Consider the following 15701-nt stretch of genomic DNA (forward strand, 5'->3'; position numbering starts at 1 on the left):
TCTCATCTATCAGTACGCTTTCTTGTCCAGTAACTTCAACAGATACTGGCCATATTCATTCTTCTTCAGTGGCTGCGCGAGTTTTTCGAGGTCGGCGTCACTGATGTAATGGCGGCGGTAGGCAATTTCTTCAGGGCAGGCTACTTTCAGGCCCTGGCGTTTTTCTATGGTGGCGATGAATTGCCCGGCTTCGAGCAGCGATTCATGGGTGCCGGTATCAAGCCAGGCCATGCCCCTGCCCATCAGTTCCACATTCAGCGTACCCTGCTTCAAATATTCATTATTGACGTCGGTAATTTCCAGTTCACCCCGGGCCGAAGGTTTGATGCTGGCGGCGATGTCACAGACCTGGTTGTCATAGAAATACAGGCCAGTGACGGCGTAATTCGATTTCGGTGTCTTCGGTTTTTCTTCTATGCTGATAGCCTGACGTTTTTCATTGAATTCAACGACGCCATAGCGTTCAGGATCTTGTACATGATAGGCAAATACGGTGGCACCGCTTTGCTGTGCATCAGCCTGGCGCATTTGCGGCTCAAAATCATGGCCGTAATAGATATTGTCACCGAGTATCAGTGCTGTGCTGGCATTGCCTACAAATTCACGGCCTATGATAAAGGCTTGCGCCAGGCCATCGGGAGAGGGCTGGACGGCGTAACTCAGTTGTATGCCCCATTGATTGCCATTACCCAGCAATTCGGCAAAGCGCGGCGTGTCCTGCGGTGTAGAAATAATCAGGATGTCGCGTATCCCCGCCAGCATCAACGATGTCAGCGGGTAGTAAATCATGGGCTTGTCATATACAGGCAGCAATTGCTTGGATATCGCCTGGGTTACCGGATACAGTCGCGTGCCTGAACCACCGGCCAGGATAATGCCTTTGCGTGCCGAAGTACTGGCCATGTTGTTGCCACTCATACTACGTCCCCGTCTTCATCTTCTTCATATTGCAGCGCTACCCACTTCAGGTATTCGCCAGACTGTACCTGCCTGGTCCATTCATCATTGGCCAGATACCATTCCACGGTTTTTCTGAGTCCGGTAGTGAAAGTCTCTTGCGGCTTCCAGCCCAGTTCTTTTTCTATCTTGCGGGCATCAATGGCATAGCGACGGTCATGACCTGGCCTGTCGGTCACATGTTTGATCTGGTCTTTATAGCTGCCTTGCGCCTTGGGTTGCAGCTCGTCGAGCAATTCACAAAGGGTATGCACCACGCTCAAATTGGTTTGCTCATTCCAGCCACCAACGTTATAAGTTTCACCGGGTTTGCCAGCCTCGAGCACGCGGCGGATTGCGGCGCAATGGTCTTTGACATACAGCCAGTCACGTACCTGCAAGCCATCGCCATACACCGGCAAATCCTTGCCGGCGCGGGCATTGGCTATGATCAGCGGTATCAGTTTTTCCGGGAAATGGTAAGGGCCGTAATTGTTTGAGCAATTGGTCGTCAGTACCGGCAAACCATAGGTGTGATGATATGCCCGTACCAGATGGTCGGAGGCTGCCTTGGTGGCTGAATAAGGGCTGTTCGGTGCGTAAGCCGTGGTTTCGCTGAATGCCGCATCATCTGTAGCCAGCGTGCCATACACTTCATCAGTAGAAATATGCAGGAAGCGGAAGTTGGCCTTGTCCTCGCCTTCCAGGCTTTGCCAGTAAGTGCGTGCCGCTTCCAGCAGGTTGAAGGTGCCGTTGACATTGGTCGTCACAAAAGCTGCCGGGCCATGGATGGAGCGATCTACATGGCTTTCTGCTGCGAAGTGGACGATAGCCCTGGGCTGATATTCAAAAAACAAGCCGCATAAATGCGCACTATCAACGATGTCACCTTTGACAAACACATGGCGTGCGTCATTGTTCAGGCTGGCCAGGTTGTTCAAATTACCGGCATAGGTCAGTTTGTCGTAATTGAGTACGGACTCATCTGACTGGGCCAGCCAGTCCAGAACAAAATTGGCACCGATGAAACCTGCGCCCCCTGTGACAAAAATCATGCCTCACTCCTCTAATAATCGCTGAAATCTGCTGAATTGCTCGCAACAGGCGATTTTACTTGAGAAGAGCGTGCTTTCGTTGAAGGGGCCTGCGAATCTATGCGTTTATTTAATATATTTGGGCAATTGTTTATGTACAGGCCGTCTGAGGCAGCGTGTAACAGCGCGCAGCAAAGTAGCGGGCGGGCTTATAAACTTGTCAATATGGAAATCTTGCTATGTCTTTATGGATTAAGAGGCCAGCGGGTTTGTCTGCGACAGGCAGATCCAGGCAACGGTGGCAAGGATGTAAGCCAGCAAGAGCAGGGAGATGAGTGAGAGTTTCATGATGAGACCTCCAGGGGAGATATTTCTTAATCATCATTTTAGGAGGCGGCGCAGCAGATGCCAGTAATGAATTGTTCTGACTTTGTTACGAAATGTGTTCGTTTGTACATTAAATAATGTGGCTTGCAGGAAGCTCAAAAGCCCCCATGTTCTGGCAAACAGGCGCAAATATGGGAAGTTCAGGAAAATTTGCAGATAAAGCCTTGAAATCGTAAGGATATATCCCCAGATGCAGAGGTAATGTACGTTTTTGATTGGGAGAGTAAGTATGCAAGAGCAAGAAAACCAGCAAGCGGAAAAGGTAGAAATAAAAGAAGCCACCGCGCCGGAAGTTCAACTGGACGGCGTAGTTCAAGGTGAAACGGTGCAGACATCCGCACCAGAAGCTGCCCAGGCTGCAGCGCCTGTACAGGACACCGCCGAGCAAGTCATTGCCAAACTGGAAGCAAAAGTGCAAGAATTGCAAGATTCTTTCATGCGTGCCAAGGCCGAGGGTGAAAACATCCGCCGCCGCGCCCAGGAAGATATCAGCAAGGCGCATAAGTTTGCGATAGAAGGCTTTGCCGAAGCCATGGTGCCCGTCAAGGACAGCCTGGAAATGGCTCTGAAGATTGATACACCATCCATAGAAGCGCTGAAAGAAGGCGTGGAAATGACTTTGAAGCAACTCAGTTCAGCATTTGAAAAGAATCGTTTGACTGAAGTCAACCCGGTTCAGGGCGATAAGCTGGACCCGATGAAACACCAGGCCATCTCCATGGTGCCTGCCGAGCAAGAGGCAAATACCGTCGTGACGGTATTGCAAAAAGGCTATAGCATTGCCGACCGTTTATTGCGCCCGGCTTTAGTGACAGTAGCGCAAGGAAAGTAAGAAAAGCGTAAAAATACACGCAAAAGTGGCTTGAAAAGCGTGTTTTTTACCATATATCCGAAACAGACGAGTTAGTTGCAGCTTAAAAATGCACTGACTCACCAACATTGACAAAAAAATCTACATTCTGAGGGAATTATCATGGGAAAAATGATTGGTATTGATTTGGGTACTACCAATTCTTGCGTTGCTATCATGGAAGGCGGTCAGCCAAAAGTGATAGAAAATGCAGAGGGTGCACGTACTACGCCTTCGATCATTGCGTATCAAGAAGACGGCGAAATCCTGGTTGGCGCGTCCGCCAAACGCCAGGCTGTTACAAATCCTAAGAACACACTGTTTGCGGTAAAACGCTTGATCGGTCGTAAGTTCGAAGAAAAAGAAGTGCAAAAAGACATCGGTCTGATGCCTTACTCTATTTCCAAAGCTGACAACGGCGACGCATGGGTGTCCGTGCGCGACAAAAAACTGGCTCCACCGCAAATCTCTGCAGAAGTTTTGCGCAAAATGAAAAAAACCGCTGAGGATTACCTCGGTGAAGAAGTGACAGAAGCAGTCATCACTGTTCCTGCTTACTTTAATGATGCACAACGTCAGGCAACCAAAGACGCTGGCCGTATCGCCGGTCTGGATGTCAAACGCATCATCAATGAGCCAACAGCTGCTGCGCTGGCCTTTGGTCTGGACAAAAAAGAAAAAGGCGACCGCAAGATTGCCGTGTATGACTTGGGCGGCGGTACTTTCGACGTCTCCATCATTGAAATCGCTGACGTAGATGGCGAAATGCAATTCGAAGTATTGTCCACAAACGGCGATACTTTCCTCGGTGGTGAAGATTTCGATCAACGCATCATCGATTACATCATCGACGAATTCAAAAAGATCAATGGTCTGGACTTGTCCAAAGACCCTATCGCTTTGCAACGTATCAAGGCATCTGCCGAACGTGCAAAAATTGAATTGTCGAGCTCGCAACAGACAGAAATCAACGAGCCCTACATTGCCATGGCAAATGGCGCACCTGTGCATTTGAATTTGAAAATCACCCGTGCGAAGCTGGAAGCCCTGGTAGAAGAACTGATCCAGAAAACGATTGATCCTTGCCGCATGGCGATCAAGGATGCAGGCGTTAAGACAACTGACATCGACGACATCATCCTCGTTGGTGGTATGACACGTATGCCTAAAGTGCAGGACGTGGTCAAAGAATTCTTTGGTAAAGAACCACGTAAAGACGTTAATCCTGATGAAGCCGTTGCCGTTGGTGCAGCGATTCAAGGTTCTGTCCTGTCTGGTGACCGTAAAGATTTGTTGTTGCTGGACGTGACACCTTTGTCCCTGGGTATCGAAACCCTGGGTGGCGTCATGACCAAAATGATCCAGAAAAATACGACCATCCCGACCAAGTTCAGCCAGGTGTTCTCTACTGCAGACGACAACCAGCCTGCGGTGACGATCAAGGTGTATCAGGGTGAACGCGAAATCGCTGCCGGCAATAAAGGTCTGGGCGAATTCAATCTCGAAGGTATTCCACCAGCAGCACGTGGCACACCACAGATTGAAGTGACTTTTGACATCGACGCCAATGGTATCTTGCACGTAGGTGCAAAAGATAAAGCCACAGGCAAAGAGAACAAGATCACCATCAAGGCCAACTCTGGTTTGACCGAAGATGAAATCCAGAAAATGGTCAAAGACGCTGAACTGAACGCGGAAGAAGACAAAAAGGTCAAGGAACTGGCCGAGTCCCGCAATCAGGGTGATGCGCTGGTTCACTCCACCAAAAAAGCCTTGGCTGAACATGGTGACAAGCTCGAAGCTGGCGAAAAAGAGAAAATCGAAGTCGCCATCAAGGAACTGGAAGATGTCTTGAAATCCGGTGACAAGGCTGAGATTGATACCAAGCTGGGCGCATTGTCCACCGCATCACAAAAGCTGGGTGAAAAAGTCTATGCCGACATGCAGGCACAACAGGCAGCAGCAGGTGCGGCCGGTGGTGCAGGCGCTGCCGGTGCAGATGCCAAACCTAAAGATGATGATGTCGTAGATGCTGACTTCAAAGAAGTCAAAGACAGTAAGTAATATCTACTTTGACGGGCTTGCCCGTCATGACGCGCCGGGTGGCTCGCATTGCGGTGCCTGCCCGGCGTTTGCGCTTAAGTTTGATGCTTAAGTCCTGGACTTAAGTTCAAGAACAATACTGAGGTTAACAAGAGATGGCGAAGCGTGATTTTTACGAGATTCTTGAGTTAGGCAAAAACGCCACTGAAGAAGAAATCAAGAAGGCCTATCGCAAAATGGCGATGAAATACCATCCGGACCGCAATCCGGACAGTAAGGTCGCGGAAGAAAAGTTCAAGGAAGCCAAAGAGGCTTACGAGATGCTTTCCGACAGCCAGAAGCGCGATGCCTATGACCGCTATGGTCACGCCGGTGTCGATCCGAATATGGGTGGCGGCGGTGGTGGTGGCGCAGGTGGTTTTGCGGATGCCTTTGGTGATATTTTCGGCGATATCTTTGGTGGCGGTGGCCGCCGCAATGCGGGCCCGCAAGTATATCGTGGTGCCGATTTGCGCTACAACCTGGAAATTACGCTGGAGCAGGCTGCCAACGGTTTTGATACCACTATCCGCGTACCTAGCTGGGATTCTTGCGAGACTTGTCATGGTTCTGGTGCCAAGCCTGGCACTTCGCCGGTTACCTGTACTACTTGCGCCGGACATGGTCAGGTACGCATGCAGCAGGGCTTGTTCAGCATACAGCAGACTTGTCCCAAATGTCATGGAACAGGCAAGATGATTCCTGACCCTTGCCCTAGCTGTTCCGGCGTTGGTCGTATCAAGCGTAACAAGACCCTGGAAGTCAAGATACCAGCCGGTATTGATGACGGCATGCGCATACGTTCATCCGGCAATGGTGAGCCAGGCGTCAATGGCGGTCCGCCAGGTGATTTGTATGTAGAAATCCATATCAAGCAGCATCCGGTATTCCAGCGTGAAGGTGATGACCTGCATTGCGAAATCCCTATCTCCTTTGTCAAGGCAGCACTGGGTGGCGATATCGAAGTACCAACCCTGAGTGGCAAGGCATCTTTCACCGTGCCTGAAGGTACTCAGTCAGGCAAGACTTTCCGCCTGCGCAGCAAGGGTGTGAAGGGCGTGCGCTCCGGTTATGCGGGTGATCTGTTCTGCCACGTTGTCATCGAAACACCGGTGAAACTGACAGAAAAGCAAAAAGAACTCTTGCGTGACTTTGAAAAGCTGACGGTAGAAGGCGGCTCCAAGCACAATCCGCAAAGCAAAACCTGGATGGACAAGGTCAAGAAATTCTTTGAATGAAGTTGCAGAATAAAGCCGCATCCTGATTATTTTGCAAAAAGACCTGCAAAATAAACTGAAAAAGCCTGCTCAAACTTGTTTGGACAGGCTTTTTTGTTGTTGCCAGACAGCTTAACCATTTCTTGCGCATCAAGGGTGTAATTCTGCCTGTCACTCATATGGCATTCTGCTACTATGATAAAAGCAATTTATTGTTGCTCCTGAGTTAAAAGATTGATCAGAAACAGGCAGGAAATAAGTAAAAATTCAGCAGCGAGCAATGGCTTAAATCAAGAAAGCGGCACATTCAGCCTGTTTTCAGGACACTTATCGCCTTGATGGATAAATCATATATCGGCTTGTCATCCAGATACCCCAGGCTTTTTGCCTTGGGGGTAGCCCTGATTGTGTTCCTGGGTTTGTGGGCCCTGGACAATAATGAACGCGAACTGGCAATACAAAAGCAAAAAGTCGACATCATAGAAAAACTGGTGGTCTTGCGTACCAAGCTCGGTACTGGTATGACTTCAAATATTTCTGCCGCCCGCGTACTGGCTGTCACCTTCGCCACCAAGCCGGATTTATCTGATCAGGAATTCAAAGTACTGGCGGCTGAAGTGGCCAGTGCCAATCCCAGCATACGCAATCTGGTGCTCGTCAAAGGCACCGTAGCCAGCTATGTTTACCCTTATAAAGGGAATGAAAAAATCCTTGGCGTTGATTATCGCCAGTTGCCCAAGCAATGGCCAGTCTATCAGCGCATGATAGAAGAACACACCATACAGATAGCCGGGCCGCTGACCCTGGTGCAGGGCGGTGTCGGGCTGGTGGTGCGCATTCCTGTTTATCAGCATGAAAACCGCGACGAGTTCCTGGGTTCTATCGCCATGGTCGTTAATTATGACCAATTGATGGAGCAGGCTGGTATCGCCCAAGTGCAAAATGAAATCAATCTTGCCATACGTGGCCGCGATGCCAAGGGCAGCAAGGGTGAAGTATTTCTCGGTGAAGCCAATTTGTTTACTGGTGATGCTGTCAGACAGAGCATCATCTTGCCGGGCGGTAGCTGGGAACTGGCTGCCTTGCCGCACGGCGGCTGGCAAGGCACAACCAGGCTATCCAGATTCATCGAAGTTTTCGGTCTCATCGTCTGCCTGATGGCATGGATGCTCAGTTACCAATCAACCATCAAACGCCGTCAGCGCGAACTCAATGCCGAAGAATTGCGGGAAAGTGAAGCCCTGCTACGCCTGCGCAATGAAGCCCTGAGCGCAACTTCGCAAGGCGTCATGATCGCCGCACGTGATGGTCATATCAACTACGTCAACGAAGCTGCCTGTCATTTAAGTGGCTATGATGAGCACGCCTTATATGAAAAAAAACTCGGCGACTTATTCACACCTGCTGTTGCCACCATGCTGGCGCAAGACAATCAGGAGCAAAAACCGCTGACGCTGGAATACAGCCGCAAGGCCGACAATGGCCAGTTGTCATGGCTGGAGCTGTTGTTGACCCCCGTGTATGACCAGAAAAATGTTTTGCAGCAATACGTTGCCCTGTTGCGTGACATCACAGATAAAAAGCTGGCCGACAAGGAACTCGAAATTGCTGCCATGGCTTTTGAAACCGAAGAAGGCATATTGATCACCGATGCCAATCTGGTCATCCTGCGTGTCAACAAGGCATTTACCCGCATTACCGGTTATGAAGCCAGCGAGGCCGTAGGCCAGGGCACCAGGCTGTTGCAATCCGGTCGCCACGACGAGTCTTTTTACAGCCAGATGTGGGAAGAGATACGCCGTAATCACCACTGGCAAGGCGAATTGTGGAACCGCCGCAAGAATGGTGAAATCTACTCCGAGCGCCTGGTCATTTCTGCAGTACTCGATGAAGACGGCAAGGTCAGTAATTACGTTGGTTCTTTCAATGACATCACCGAGCACAAGGTCTCGGAAGAAAAAATCCATCAACTGGCTTTCTTTGACCCACTCACGGGTTTGCCTAACCGCCGCCTCTTGCTCGACAGGCTGGCGCGCGCCTTGTCGCTGAGCCGCAGGCACCAGCGCTACGGTGCGATCTTGATGATAGACCTGGACAACTTCAAAACCCTGAATGACACCCAGGGCCATAATATGGGTGACTTGCTGCTGACCCAGATAGGCAAGCGCATCCATGCCTGCGTGCGTGCCGATGATACGGTTTCGCGCACCGGTGGTGATGAATTCGTAGTCTTGCTCGAAGGCTTGCATGAAGACCTGCAATATGCTGCAGGCCTGGCTGAAAACGTCGCAGAAAAAATTCGCATTACCCTGAGCCAGACCATCAATCTTGGACATATTGATTATGAAAGTTCAGGCAGCATAGGCATCACCATGTTTGGTGCCGAAGCTGTTGGCATCGATGAATTATTGCGCCGCGCCGACATGGCCATGTACCAGGCCAAGGCGCTCGGTAAAAACAGTGTGCGCTTCTTTGATCCCAGCATGCAGGCCGCGCTGGAATTCCGCACCGCAATGGAAACCGATTTACGTCATGCCCTCATGCACAGGCAGTTTGTCCTGCATTATCAGCTACAGGTCAGTGCGCTTGGCGACCCGATAGGGGCAGAGGTATTGCTGCGCTGGCACCATCCTGCACGCGGGCTGGTGTCGCCGCTGGACTTTATCCCGCTGGCAGAAGAAACCGGCCTCATTCTACCGATAGGCCTGTGGGTACTGGAAACAGCCTGCAAACAAATCGCCATCTGGGCCGACGACCCGGTTAAATCCGGCATGCAGCTAGCAGTCAATGTCAGTGCCCGCCAGTTCCGCCATCCCGGTTTTGTCGATGACGTCAAACGCATCTTGCATGAAACAGGGACCAACCCGGTCTTGCTGAAACTGGAACTGACAGAGAGTGTCGTTCTCGAAGATGTCGCCATCGTCATAGAAAAAATGCATGCCATCAAGAAACTCGGTGTCGGGTTTTCCATGGATGATTTTGGTACTGGATATTCATCCCTTTCTTATCTGCAACGTTTGCCTTTGACGCAACTCAAGATAGACCGCAGTTTTGTGCACAATCTGCCTGATGATGTGAACAATGCCAACATCGTGCGCACCATAATCAGCCTTGGTGCCAGCCTCGATTTGAACGTCATTGCAGAAGGTGTGGAAACCGAACAGCAGCGCGAATTTTTACTGCAGGCTGGTTGTCAGGCTTATCAGGGCTACCTGTTCTGCAAACCAATTCCCATAGACGAATTTGACCGCTTCATCAGTGCCCGCCACGCACTGCAAAAAGCCGACAGCCCAAAAGTTGAAATTCAGGTAAGCTAGTGGCACCGCCTTCGTAACCCAAAGCGAGGCGGGCAGTTTTCAAGTGGTATTAAAATAAAAGGGGAGACAAATGCGATTGAACAAAACAGTAATGCGCCTGGCAGGTCTGGCGCTGGCCGTATGCATGAGTGTGCAGGCCAGTGCCACCGAAGTTGCCGGGGTTAAGTTTGATGAAAGCGTACAGGTAGGTGGCACTTATCTGAAATTGAACGGTGCTGGCATACGTTACAAGGCCATTTTCAAAGTCTATGCAGCGGGACTGTATCTGAAAGAGAAAAAGACCACAGTACCAGAAGTACTGGCATCACAAGGACCACGTCGTGTGACTATCGTCATGCTGCGCGACCTGAGTAATGAAGAATTCGGGCGTGGCTTCATGACCGGCATTCAACAAAACACCGACAAGGCAGAAAAGTCCAAAATGACTTCACAATTCATCCGTTTCGGTGAATTGTTTGCCTCCGTGCCTGAACTTAAAAAAGGCGATGTCATGACCAATGACTGGATACCCGGTGTCGGCACCGTTGTAGCACTGAATGGCAAGAAAATGGGCGACCCTTATCCGGACCTCGGTTTCTACAATGCCTTGCTGCGTATCTGGCTGGGCGAATCCCCGGTAGATCGCAGCCTCAAGAAAGCCATGCTGGCTGAGGAAGATACGCGCGGTCGTTGATGTTTCAGCGTCGGTAGCAATTAGAAAGCGCAGGGATGCAAATCCTTGCGCTTTTTTTGCGCGTGCACCATTCTTTTGCTTCAGTTGCCATGAGGTGCTTGAGCAACTATTCAGGTTCTTAAAACGTCCCAGAAATATTTATGTCCAGGATATCAATCGCAGTTGCAGATCCATGTCACAATATCAATGCTATTAAGTTAATAAGAGAAGTGACAGGTATTGCTTTAATATCGATAGAGAAAAGGCTCGCTGCTGGTAAAGCAGGCTCATTCTATACAGCAGAACTATTTTTAAATGATCATGTGGAGGTCGATCGAAATATCAGGCTGCTAGTTAATGGACTTGAAAAACTTGGTTTGCCTGTCTTCGTTGCTGAAATAGCGTATAACGAGTCATGGGAAAATATAGCAAATCTGGATGATGTCAGGATAAGCGCAGACGAATTGATCGCTGAGCTGGATAATGCAAAGGGGCAATTCTCATAATTTTCTGCTGCCGTCTCAGGTGTTCAGCCCTTGTAGGTACGATTAGTGAAACGTAATCGTACGCATGATGAGCCGCAAATAACAAATAGTCTCAGCTTCTCCCTGACCGCGCTTTATCCATCCCAAAATGAGCTGCGTGGATATCTGATGCTATCTTTAATTCATAATGACGGGTAATGGTTAGCCATGCGTACAATTACGTAAGCACTAATCGTAGCTACAGGAAAAATGTGCTGACGATAACGTAGGAATTTTCCAGCCATATCGCTCAGGTACGTATTTCATGGCAGAAGGCGCCGTTTTTGGGTTCACTATGTATAAACATCAGAGACAATGAACTGCTTAAGTATGTCACAGTGTAAGGCCTCATCCAAGTTTTCCCGATAAGGACTATCAAAAAATGGCATACAACATATTTATTTTTGGTGATTCTCCTTCTGATGAGCCAATACTTGATTTTTTCCTAGGAACGGCAGGGACTATTGATATTTACTGGGAATCTGTCGGACGCAAATTGAATTTGCCAATTATTTCTACATTGACAGAAAGCGCAGATTTTGAACAAGGATTGATACTCTCTTCTGATAATTTAGTTCTTTTTAGAAATGAAGTAGAGCAATTAGAAAAATACTGGACTGATGGCGACCCCAGAGTAGGTGTGCCTGAAGATTTTTTTCAGCGCATAAATGAACTGATGGATGGAATAAGCTATGCAATTGATCATGGATTGGAACTAATGATAGCTTAGGCTCAGGTAGATGCAGACCCATGCGTTTTTAATTACTCATTCCTGTAAAAATCACATGTTTTTTTGCGCAGAAATACCGTGAAGCGGGTATTTTCGTGACACATATCAAGTATTCAAAACTGCTTATTTCTCAGTCGCTATATATAAGTGTATATTACGCTTCTTGTTCGATACTTATTCTTCTGGATACCTCATGCAAATCAAGACTATGGGCAAACTCATTGCCAGTATTGCTTTCTGCGCAATTTCTGCTGCCAGCCTTGCTGCAGAAGTCACAGTCTCTGCCGCTGCCAGCCTGACCAATGCCTTCAAGGAAATCGCACAAAATTACCAGGCGCAATATCCTGGGGCCAAGGTATCGCTGAACTTTGGCGCATCTGGCGCACTCTTGCAGCAAATTGCCAAAGGCGCGCCGGTCGATGTGTTTGCCTCAGCTGACCAGGAAAGCATGGATGATGCGCAAAAGCAGGGCCTGGTCGTCGCCGCAGACCGCCGCGATTTCGTCAAAAATACCCTGGTGCTGATTGCGCCCATAGACAGCACCTTGCTCATCAAGCGTCTGGAAGATTTGAGCCAGGCTGGCGTCAAGCGCATTGCCATCGGCAACCCAGCCAGCGTGCCGGTCGGACGTTATACCCAGCATGCGCTGACGGCAGCCAAACTCTGGCCCGCGCTGGAAGCCAAGGCTATCTACACCCAGAATGTGCGCCAGTCACTTGACTATGTCGCCCGTGGAGAAGTTGAAAGCGGCTTTGTGTATGCCACAGATGCAGCCATCATGAAAGACAAGGTCAAGGTCAGCTTGGAAGTGCCGCTGGACATGCCTATCACTTATCCAGTTGCCAAGATCAAGGCCAGCACGAACGCGGACGAAGCCAAGCGCTTTATCGCCTTTTTGTTCCTGCCGCAAAGCCAGGCTATCCTGACTAAATACGGCTTCCAGAAGCCATAAAAAAATAAGGTTATAGATGAACCCAGCATGGACAGCGCTGCTATTGTCATTGAAAGTCGCGGGCTGGGCTACGCTGCTGAACCTGATTTTTGGCATAGGCGTGGGCTATCTGCTGGCACGCAAACGCTTTCCTGGCCGTGACCTGCTCGATACCATACTGACCCTGCCCATGGTCATGCCACCCACGGTACTCGGTTATTACCTGCTGGTCTTGCTGGGGCGGCGTAGTGCGCTCGGTGCATGGCTGCAAGATCACTTTGGCTTCAGCTTTATTTTTACCTGGCAGGGTGCTGTGATTGCCGCAGCCATTGTCGCCTTCCCGCTGGTATTCAAACCGGCGAGAGCGGCTTTTGAAGCGGTTGATGGGCAACTGGAGCAGGCGGCGAGGGTGTTGGGCGTTTCTGAAATGGCCGTGTTTTTTCGCGTGACTCTGCCGCTCGCATGGCGCGGCATTTTGGCGGGTGTCTTGCTGGCCTTTGCCCGCGCCCTGGGTGAGTTTGGCGCCACCCTGATGGTGGCGGGCAGCATACCCGGCAAGACCCAGACCTTGTCGATTGCCGTTTATGAAGCAGTGCAGGCCGGGCAGGACGATGTCGCCAATTCCCTGGTCTTGCTGACTTCGGCAGTCTGTATTACCGTCTTGCTGCTGGCGGGCAAGCTGACACCTGGCCGCATAGCTAACCGCATGTGAAAGGAAACGATGGAATTTGACCTGCACATACACAAGACTCTGCAATCTGGCCAGCGTCGTTTTGAACTGGATGTTGTGGTTCGCAGCGATAGCCAGCGCCTCGTTATACTCGGCCCATCCGGCGCAGGCAAGAGTCTGGTGCTCAAAGCCATCGCAGGTTTGATGACGCCTGATACCGGTTATATTCACGTGGCAGGCAACACCCTGTTTGACCATACTGCGCGCATCAACCTGCCGCCACAGCGCCGTCAACTGGCTTACCTGTTCCAGGACTATGCCTTGTTTCCGCACCTGAACGTGGCGCAGAACATTGCCTTTGGCCTCAGTCAGGGCTGGCGCAACCCTTCTGCCAAAGTGCAGGATGAAAAAGTTGCATACTGGCTCGAAGCCCTGCATATAAAAGCCCTGGCCAGGCAGATGCCGCATGAATTATCGGGCGGGCAAAAACAGAGAACCGCCCTGGCCCGCGCCCTGATCGCCGAGCCGCGGGCGCTTTTGCTCGATGAGCCCTTTGCGGCGCTTGATCAGCCCCTGCGCATCAGCATGCGCAAAGAACTCGACGGCCTGCAAAGACAATTGAATATCCCCATGATACTCATCACCCATGATGCAGAAGATGCCCAGGTGTTTGGTGAGCATGTATTGAATTTGCAGGATGGCAGACTCGTCGAAAGCACAAAATATGCAGCATGAAAGCCAATGAGGACTGTAGCAGATGAATGCAAAGAATAAAGAAATTACTCTGCAAGGCGCAGTCTGGATGACCGTCGATGGAGAAAACCTTGGCGGAAAAAGCCGCATCGCCTTATTGGCCCAGTTGGCCGAAAGCGGCTCCATTACCCAGGCCGCAAAAGCCGTCAAGATGAGCTATAAAGCCGCCTGGGATGCCATCGACACCATAAACAATCTCGCAGGTGAACCCCTGGTAGAGCGCCTGACAGGTGGCAAGGGGGGCGGTGGTACAAGGCTGACCAAGCGCGGCGAACAACTGGTCAGCAATTTCAAGATCATAGAAAAAGAACACCGCGACTTCATTGCCCAGCTAGACCGGCAGGCAGAGGGCATTGCTGACGATTTTTTATTGATCAGGAAAATGAATATGAAAACCAGTGCGCGCAACCAGTTCCTTGGCAAAGTCAGCCAAGTCAAAACCGGTGCCATCAATGATGAAATTGAACTCGAAATAGCTGGCGGCCAAAAGATCGTCGCCATCATCACCCATGAGAGCACGCAGGAGTTGGGTTTGCAAATCGGTGCAGAAGCCTTTGCACTCATCAAAGCATCTTCCATCATCCTCATGGAAGAAGACCGCAAAGCCAGACTCTCAGCCCGCAACCAATTGACAGGCAACATCAGCCGCATCCTGCCAGGTGCAGTCAATACCGAAGTGGTGCTTGAATTGCCAGGTGGCGCGACACTGGCCGCCATCATCACCAATGAAAGCGCGACTGGCATGGGTCTGGCAGTAGGTGGCACAGTGACTGGCCTGTTCAAGGCTTCCAGTGTGATACTGGGTGTTGCTGGCTGATTGTTTGATAGTTGGTGCAAGAGGTGTCAGACCTGGCACCTTACTTCAACGTATAGCCCTGGATTTAGTGGTGCGGATAATTTTGCCAGAATATGCATTGACCACAATGGATTTCATCTCTATCGCATAGCCGTTGTCAGATAATACCTTGGTATATTTCCAAACGAGAGTATCAAGTTTTTCATAGTATTCGAGCCTTACAGTCATATTGTTTTCGAACAAACCTTTCTTGACGATGACACCATCTTCATCGTATTCGAGCTTGTAAGCCATGTTTTTTTCGAGAAAACCTTTTCTGGCTATGACTCCCATTAAATCTTTGAAAGAATGAAATACTTGTTTGTCTGTTGAATCGGCATAAGCTGGTAGGTTTATCTCCTTCATTACGCTTGCATTGGCCCTGAGTGAAATTTCAACAGGAAAAATGACTTTGGGTGTACCAGGCAGTTCAAAATCGAATTGCAATATATAGGCCGGAATTTCCCATTGATAGTCTCTGGAGTCCGGTTCTGTTTTACGCAGCTCTTTAGCGTCTATCACCTGGCCACCTGCAAATTTCAAATGTGCATATTGCGCTTCACCAAGGCGTTTTTTCAGGTACTCAATAAGTTTTGCAGCTACAGGCTGTGGGATATCTGCCAGCGATTTTGGTTCTTTCGGTTCGTATTTCCCGAAATAGACACTACCGTGTCTAGATGACTCGGGAACAATCTCTGCCAATGCAGGGCAAGTTAGCTGCATCAAAGCAGCGAGAAAAAGTAAACGTACTATGTGAATATGCATCATCGTGAAGAATTTGTA

Annotated in this window: 15 protein-coding genes; 11 read left to right on the forward strand and 4 right to left on the reverse strand. The window is 49.8% G+C overall.

All coding sequences use genetic code 11. The annotated features are described in order from the left end of the window. Nucleotides 1-9: 9 nt before the first annotated feature. A complete protein-coding gene (gene rfbA, locus ACO0LN_RS06960) occupies nt 10-918 on the reverse strand; it encodes a glucose-1-phosphate thymidylyltransferase RfbA (RefSeq protein WP_232063086.1) in 909 nt (302 codons plus the stop codon). Continuing rightward, on the reverse strand, nt 915-1991 hold the full coding sequence (gene rfbB, locus ACO0LN_RS06965) for a dTDP-glucose 4,6-dehydratase (protein WP_422972227.1): 1077 nt from the start codon (nt 1989-1991) through the stop codon (nt 915-917). Before rfbB ends, rfbA begins: the two co-directional genes overlap by 4 nt. 595 nt (nt 1992-2586) lie before the next feature. Between rfbB and grpE the strand changes: the two genes are divergently transcribed. The 3 genes from grpE (at nt 2587) to dnaJ (ending at nt 6527) form a co-directional block, all read left to right on the forward strand. After that, nucleotides 2587-3189, forward strand: coding sequence for a nucleotide exchange factor GrpE (gene grpE, locus ACO0LN_RS06970; protein ID WP_422950839.1), 603 nt, complete (start codon nt 2587-2589; stop codon nt 3187-3189). Nucleotides 3190-3330: 141 nt separating this feature from the next. Beyond that, nucleotides 3331-5271 carry a molecular chaperone DnaK gene (dnaK, locus tag ACO0LN_RS06975; protein WP_422950840.1) on the forward strand — a complete coding sequence of 647 codons (1941 nt, stop codon included), beginning with the start codon at nt 3331-3333 and terminating at the stop codon, nt 5269-5271. A 134-nt stretch (nt 5272-5405) separates the two neighbouring features. Further along, the gene (gene dnaJ / locus ACO0LN_RS06980; protein ID WP_422972229.1) at nt 5406-6527 is read left to right on the forward strand and encodes a molecular chaperone DnaJ; all 1122 of its coding nucleotides are present in this window, start codon (nt 5406-5408) and stop codon (nt 6525-6527) included. A gap of 26 nt (nt 6528-6553) precedes the next feature. On the opposite strand, the gene ACO0LN_RS06985 is transcribed toward dnaJ, so the two are convergent. After that, entirely contained in the window at nt 6554-6685 is a 132-nt protein-coding gene (locus ACO0LN_RS06985) for a hypothetical protein (protein ID WP_422972231.1), read from the reverse strand. A 159-nt stretch (nt 6686-6844) separates the two neighbouring features. Here ACO0LN_RS06985 and ACO0LN_RS06990 point away from each other — a divergent pair, with 159 nt between their 5' ends. From ACO0LN_RS06990 to ACO0LN_RS07025, 8 genes are all read left to right on the forward strand, one after another. Then, a complete protein-coding gene (locus ACO0LN_RS06990) occupies nt 6845-9823 on the forward strand; it encodes an EAL domain-containing protein (protein ID WP_422972522.1) in 2979 nt (992 codons plus the stop codon). 70 nt (nt 9824-9893) lie between these two features. Then, on the forward strand, nt 9894-10496 hold the full coding sequence (locus ACO0LN_RS06995) for a chalcone isomerase family protein (RefSeq protein ID WP_422972233.1): 603 nt from the start codon (nt 9894-9896) through the stop codon (nt 10494-10496). Between the two features lie 140 nt (nt 10497-10636). Beyond that, on the forward strand, nt 10637-10981 hold the full coding sequence (locus ACO0LN_RS07000) for a hypothetical protein (RefSeq protein WP_422972235.1): 345 nt from the start codon (nt 10637-10639) through the stop codon (nt 10979-10981). A gap of 400 nt (nt 10982-11381) precedes the next feature. Then, nucleotides 11382-11729 carry a hypothetical protein gene (locus ACO0LN_RS07005; protein ID WP_422972237.1) on the forward strand — a complete coding sequence of 116 codons (348 nt, stop codon included), beginning with the start codon at nt 11382-11384 and terminating at the stop codon, nt 11727-11729. A 193-nt stretch (nt 11730-11922) separates the two neighbouring features. Beyond that, entirely contained in the window at nt 11923-12681 is a 759-nt protein-coding gene (modA, locus tag ACO0LN_RS07010; protein ID WP_422972239.1) for a molybdate ABC transporter substrate-binding protein, read from the forward strand. 16 nt (nt 12682-12697) lie between these two features. Continuing rightward, nucleotides 12698-13372 carry a molybdate ABC transporter permease subunit gene (gene modB / locus ACO0LN_RS07015; RefSeq protein ID WP_422972241.1) on the forward strand — a complete coding sequence of 225 codons (675 nt, stop codon included), beginning with the start codon at nt 12698-12700 and terminating at the stop codon, nt 13370-13372. Nucleotides 13373-13381: 9 nt separating this feature from the next. After that, on the forward strand, nt 13382-14065 hold the full coding sequence (locus ACO0LN_RS07020) for an ABC transporter ATP-binding protein (protein ID WP_422972243.1): 684 nt from the start codon (nt 13382-13384) through the stop codon (nt 14063-14065). A 22-nt stretch (nt 14066-14087) separates the two neighbouring features. Next, nucleotides 14088-14900: a TOBE domain-containing protein gene (locus ACO0LN_RS07025; protein WP_422972245.1), complete on the forward strand. Its 813-nt coding sequence runs from the start codon at nt 14088-14090 to the stop codon at nt 14898-14900. A gap of 45 nt (nt 14901-14945) precedes the next feature. Here ACO0LN_RS07025 and ACO0LN_RS07030 read toward each other — a convergent pair whose 3' ends face one another. After that, nucleotides 14946-15686: a hypothetical protein gene (locus ACO0LN_RS07030; RefSeq protein ID WP_422972247.1), complete on the reverse strand. Its 741-nt coding sequence runs from the start codon at nt 15684-15686 to the stop codon at nt 14946-14948. Nucleotides 15687-15701 lie beyond the last annotated feature (15 nt).

Source organism: Undibacterium sp. TC9W, assembly GCF_049339865.1.
Classification (GTDB): Bacteria; Pseudomonadota; Gammaproteobacteria; order Burkholderiales; family Burkholderiaceae_D; genus Undibacterium.

Coding starts and splice junctions, on each gene's coding strand:
- rfbA (WP_232063086.1), bottom strand. CDS start 918: ATGAGTGGCAACAACATGGCCAGTACTTCGGCACGCAAAGGCATTATC.
- rfbB (WP_422972227.1), bottom strand. CDS start 1,991: ATGATTTTTGTCACAGGGGGCGCAGGTTTCATCGGTGCCAATTTTGTT.
- grpE (WP_422950839.1), top strand. CDS start 2,587: ATGCAAGAGCAAGAAAACCAGCAAGCGGAAAAGGTAGAAATAAAAGAA.
- dnaK (WP_422950840.1), top strand. CDS start 3,331: ATGGGAAAAATGATTGGTATTGATTTGGGTACTACCAATTCTTGCGTT.
- dnaJ (WP_422972229.1), top strand. CDS start 5,406: ATGGCGAAGCGTGATTTTTACGAGATTCTTGAGTTAGGCAAAAACGCC.
- ACO0LN_RS06985 (WP_422972231.1), bottom strand. CDS start 6,685: ATGAGTGACAGGCAGAATTACACCCTTGATGCGCAAGAAATGGTTAAG.
- ACO0LN_RS06990 (WP_422972522.1), top strand. CDS start 6,845: ATGGATAAATCATATATCGGCTTGTCATCCAGATACCCCAGGCTTTTT.
- ACO0LN_RS06995 (WP_422972233.1), top strand. CDS start 9,894: ATGCGATTGAACAAAACAGTAATGCGCCTGGCAGGTCTGGCGCTGGCC.
- ACO0LN_RS07000 (WP_422972235.1), top strand. CDS start 10,637: ATGTCCAGGATATCAATCGCAGTTGCAGATCCATGTCACAATATCAAT.
- ACO0LN_RS07005 (WP_422972237.1), top strand. CDS start 11,382: ATGGCATACAACATATTTATTTTTGGTGATTCTCCTTCTGATGAGCCA.
- modA (WP_422972239.1), top strand. CDS start 11,923: ATGCAAATCAAGACTATGGGCAAACTCATTGCCAGTATTGCTTTCTGC.
- modB (WP_422972241.1), top strand. CDS start 12,698: ATGAACCCAGCATGGACAGCGCTGCTATTGTCATTGAAAGTCGCGGGC.
- ACO0LN_RS07020 (WP_422972243.1), top strand. CDS start 13,382: ATGGAATTTGACCTGCACATACACAAGACTCTGCAATCTGGCCAGCGT.
- ACO0LN_RS07025 (WP_422972245.1), top strand. CDS start 14,088: ATGAATGCAAAGAATAAAGAAATTACTCTGCAAGGCGCAGTCTGGATG.
- ACO0LN_RS07030 (WP_422972247.1), bottom strand. CDS start 15,686: ATGATGCATATTCACATAGTACGTTTACTTTTTCTCGCTGCTTTGATG.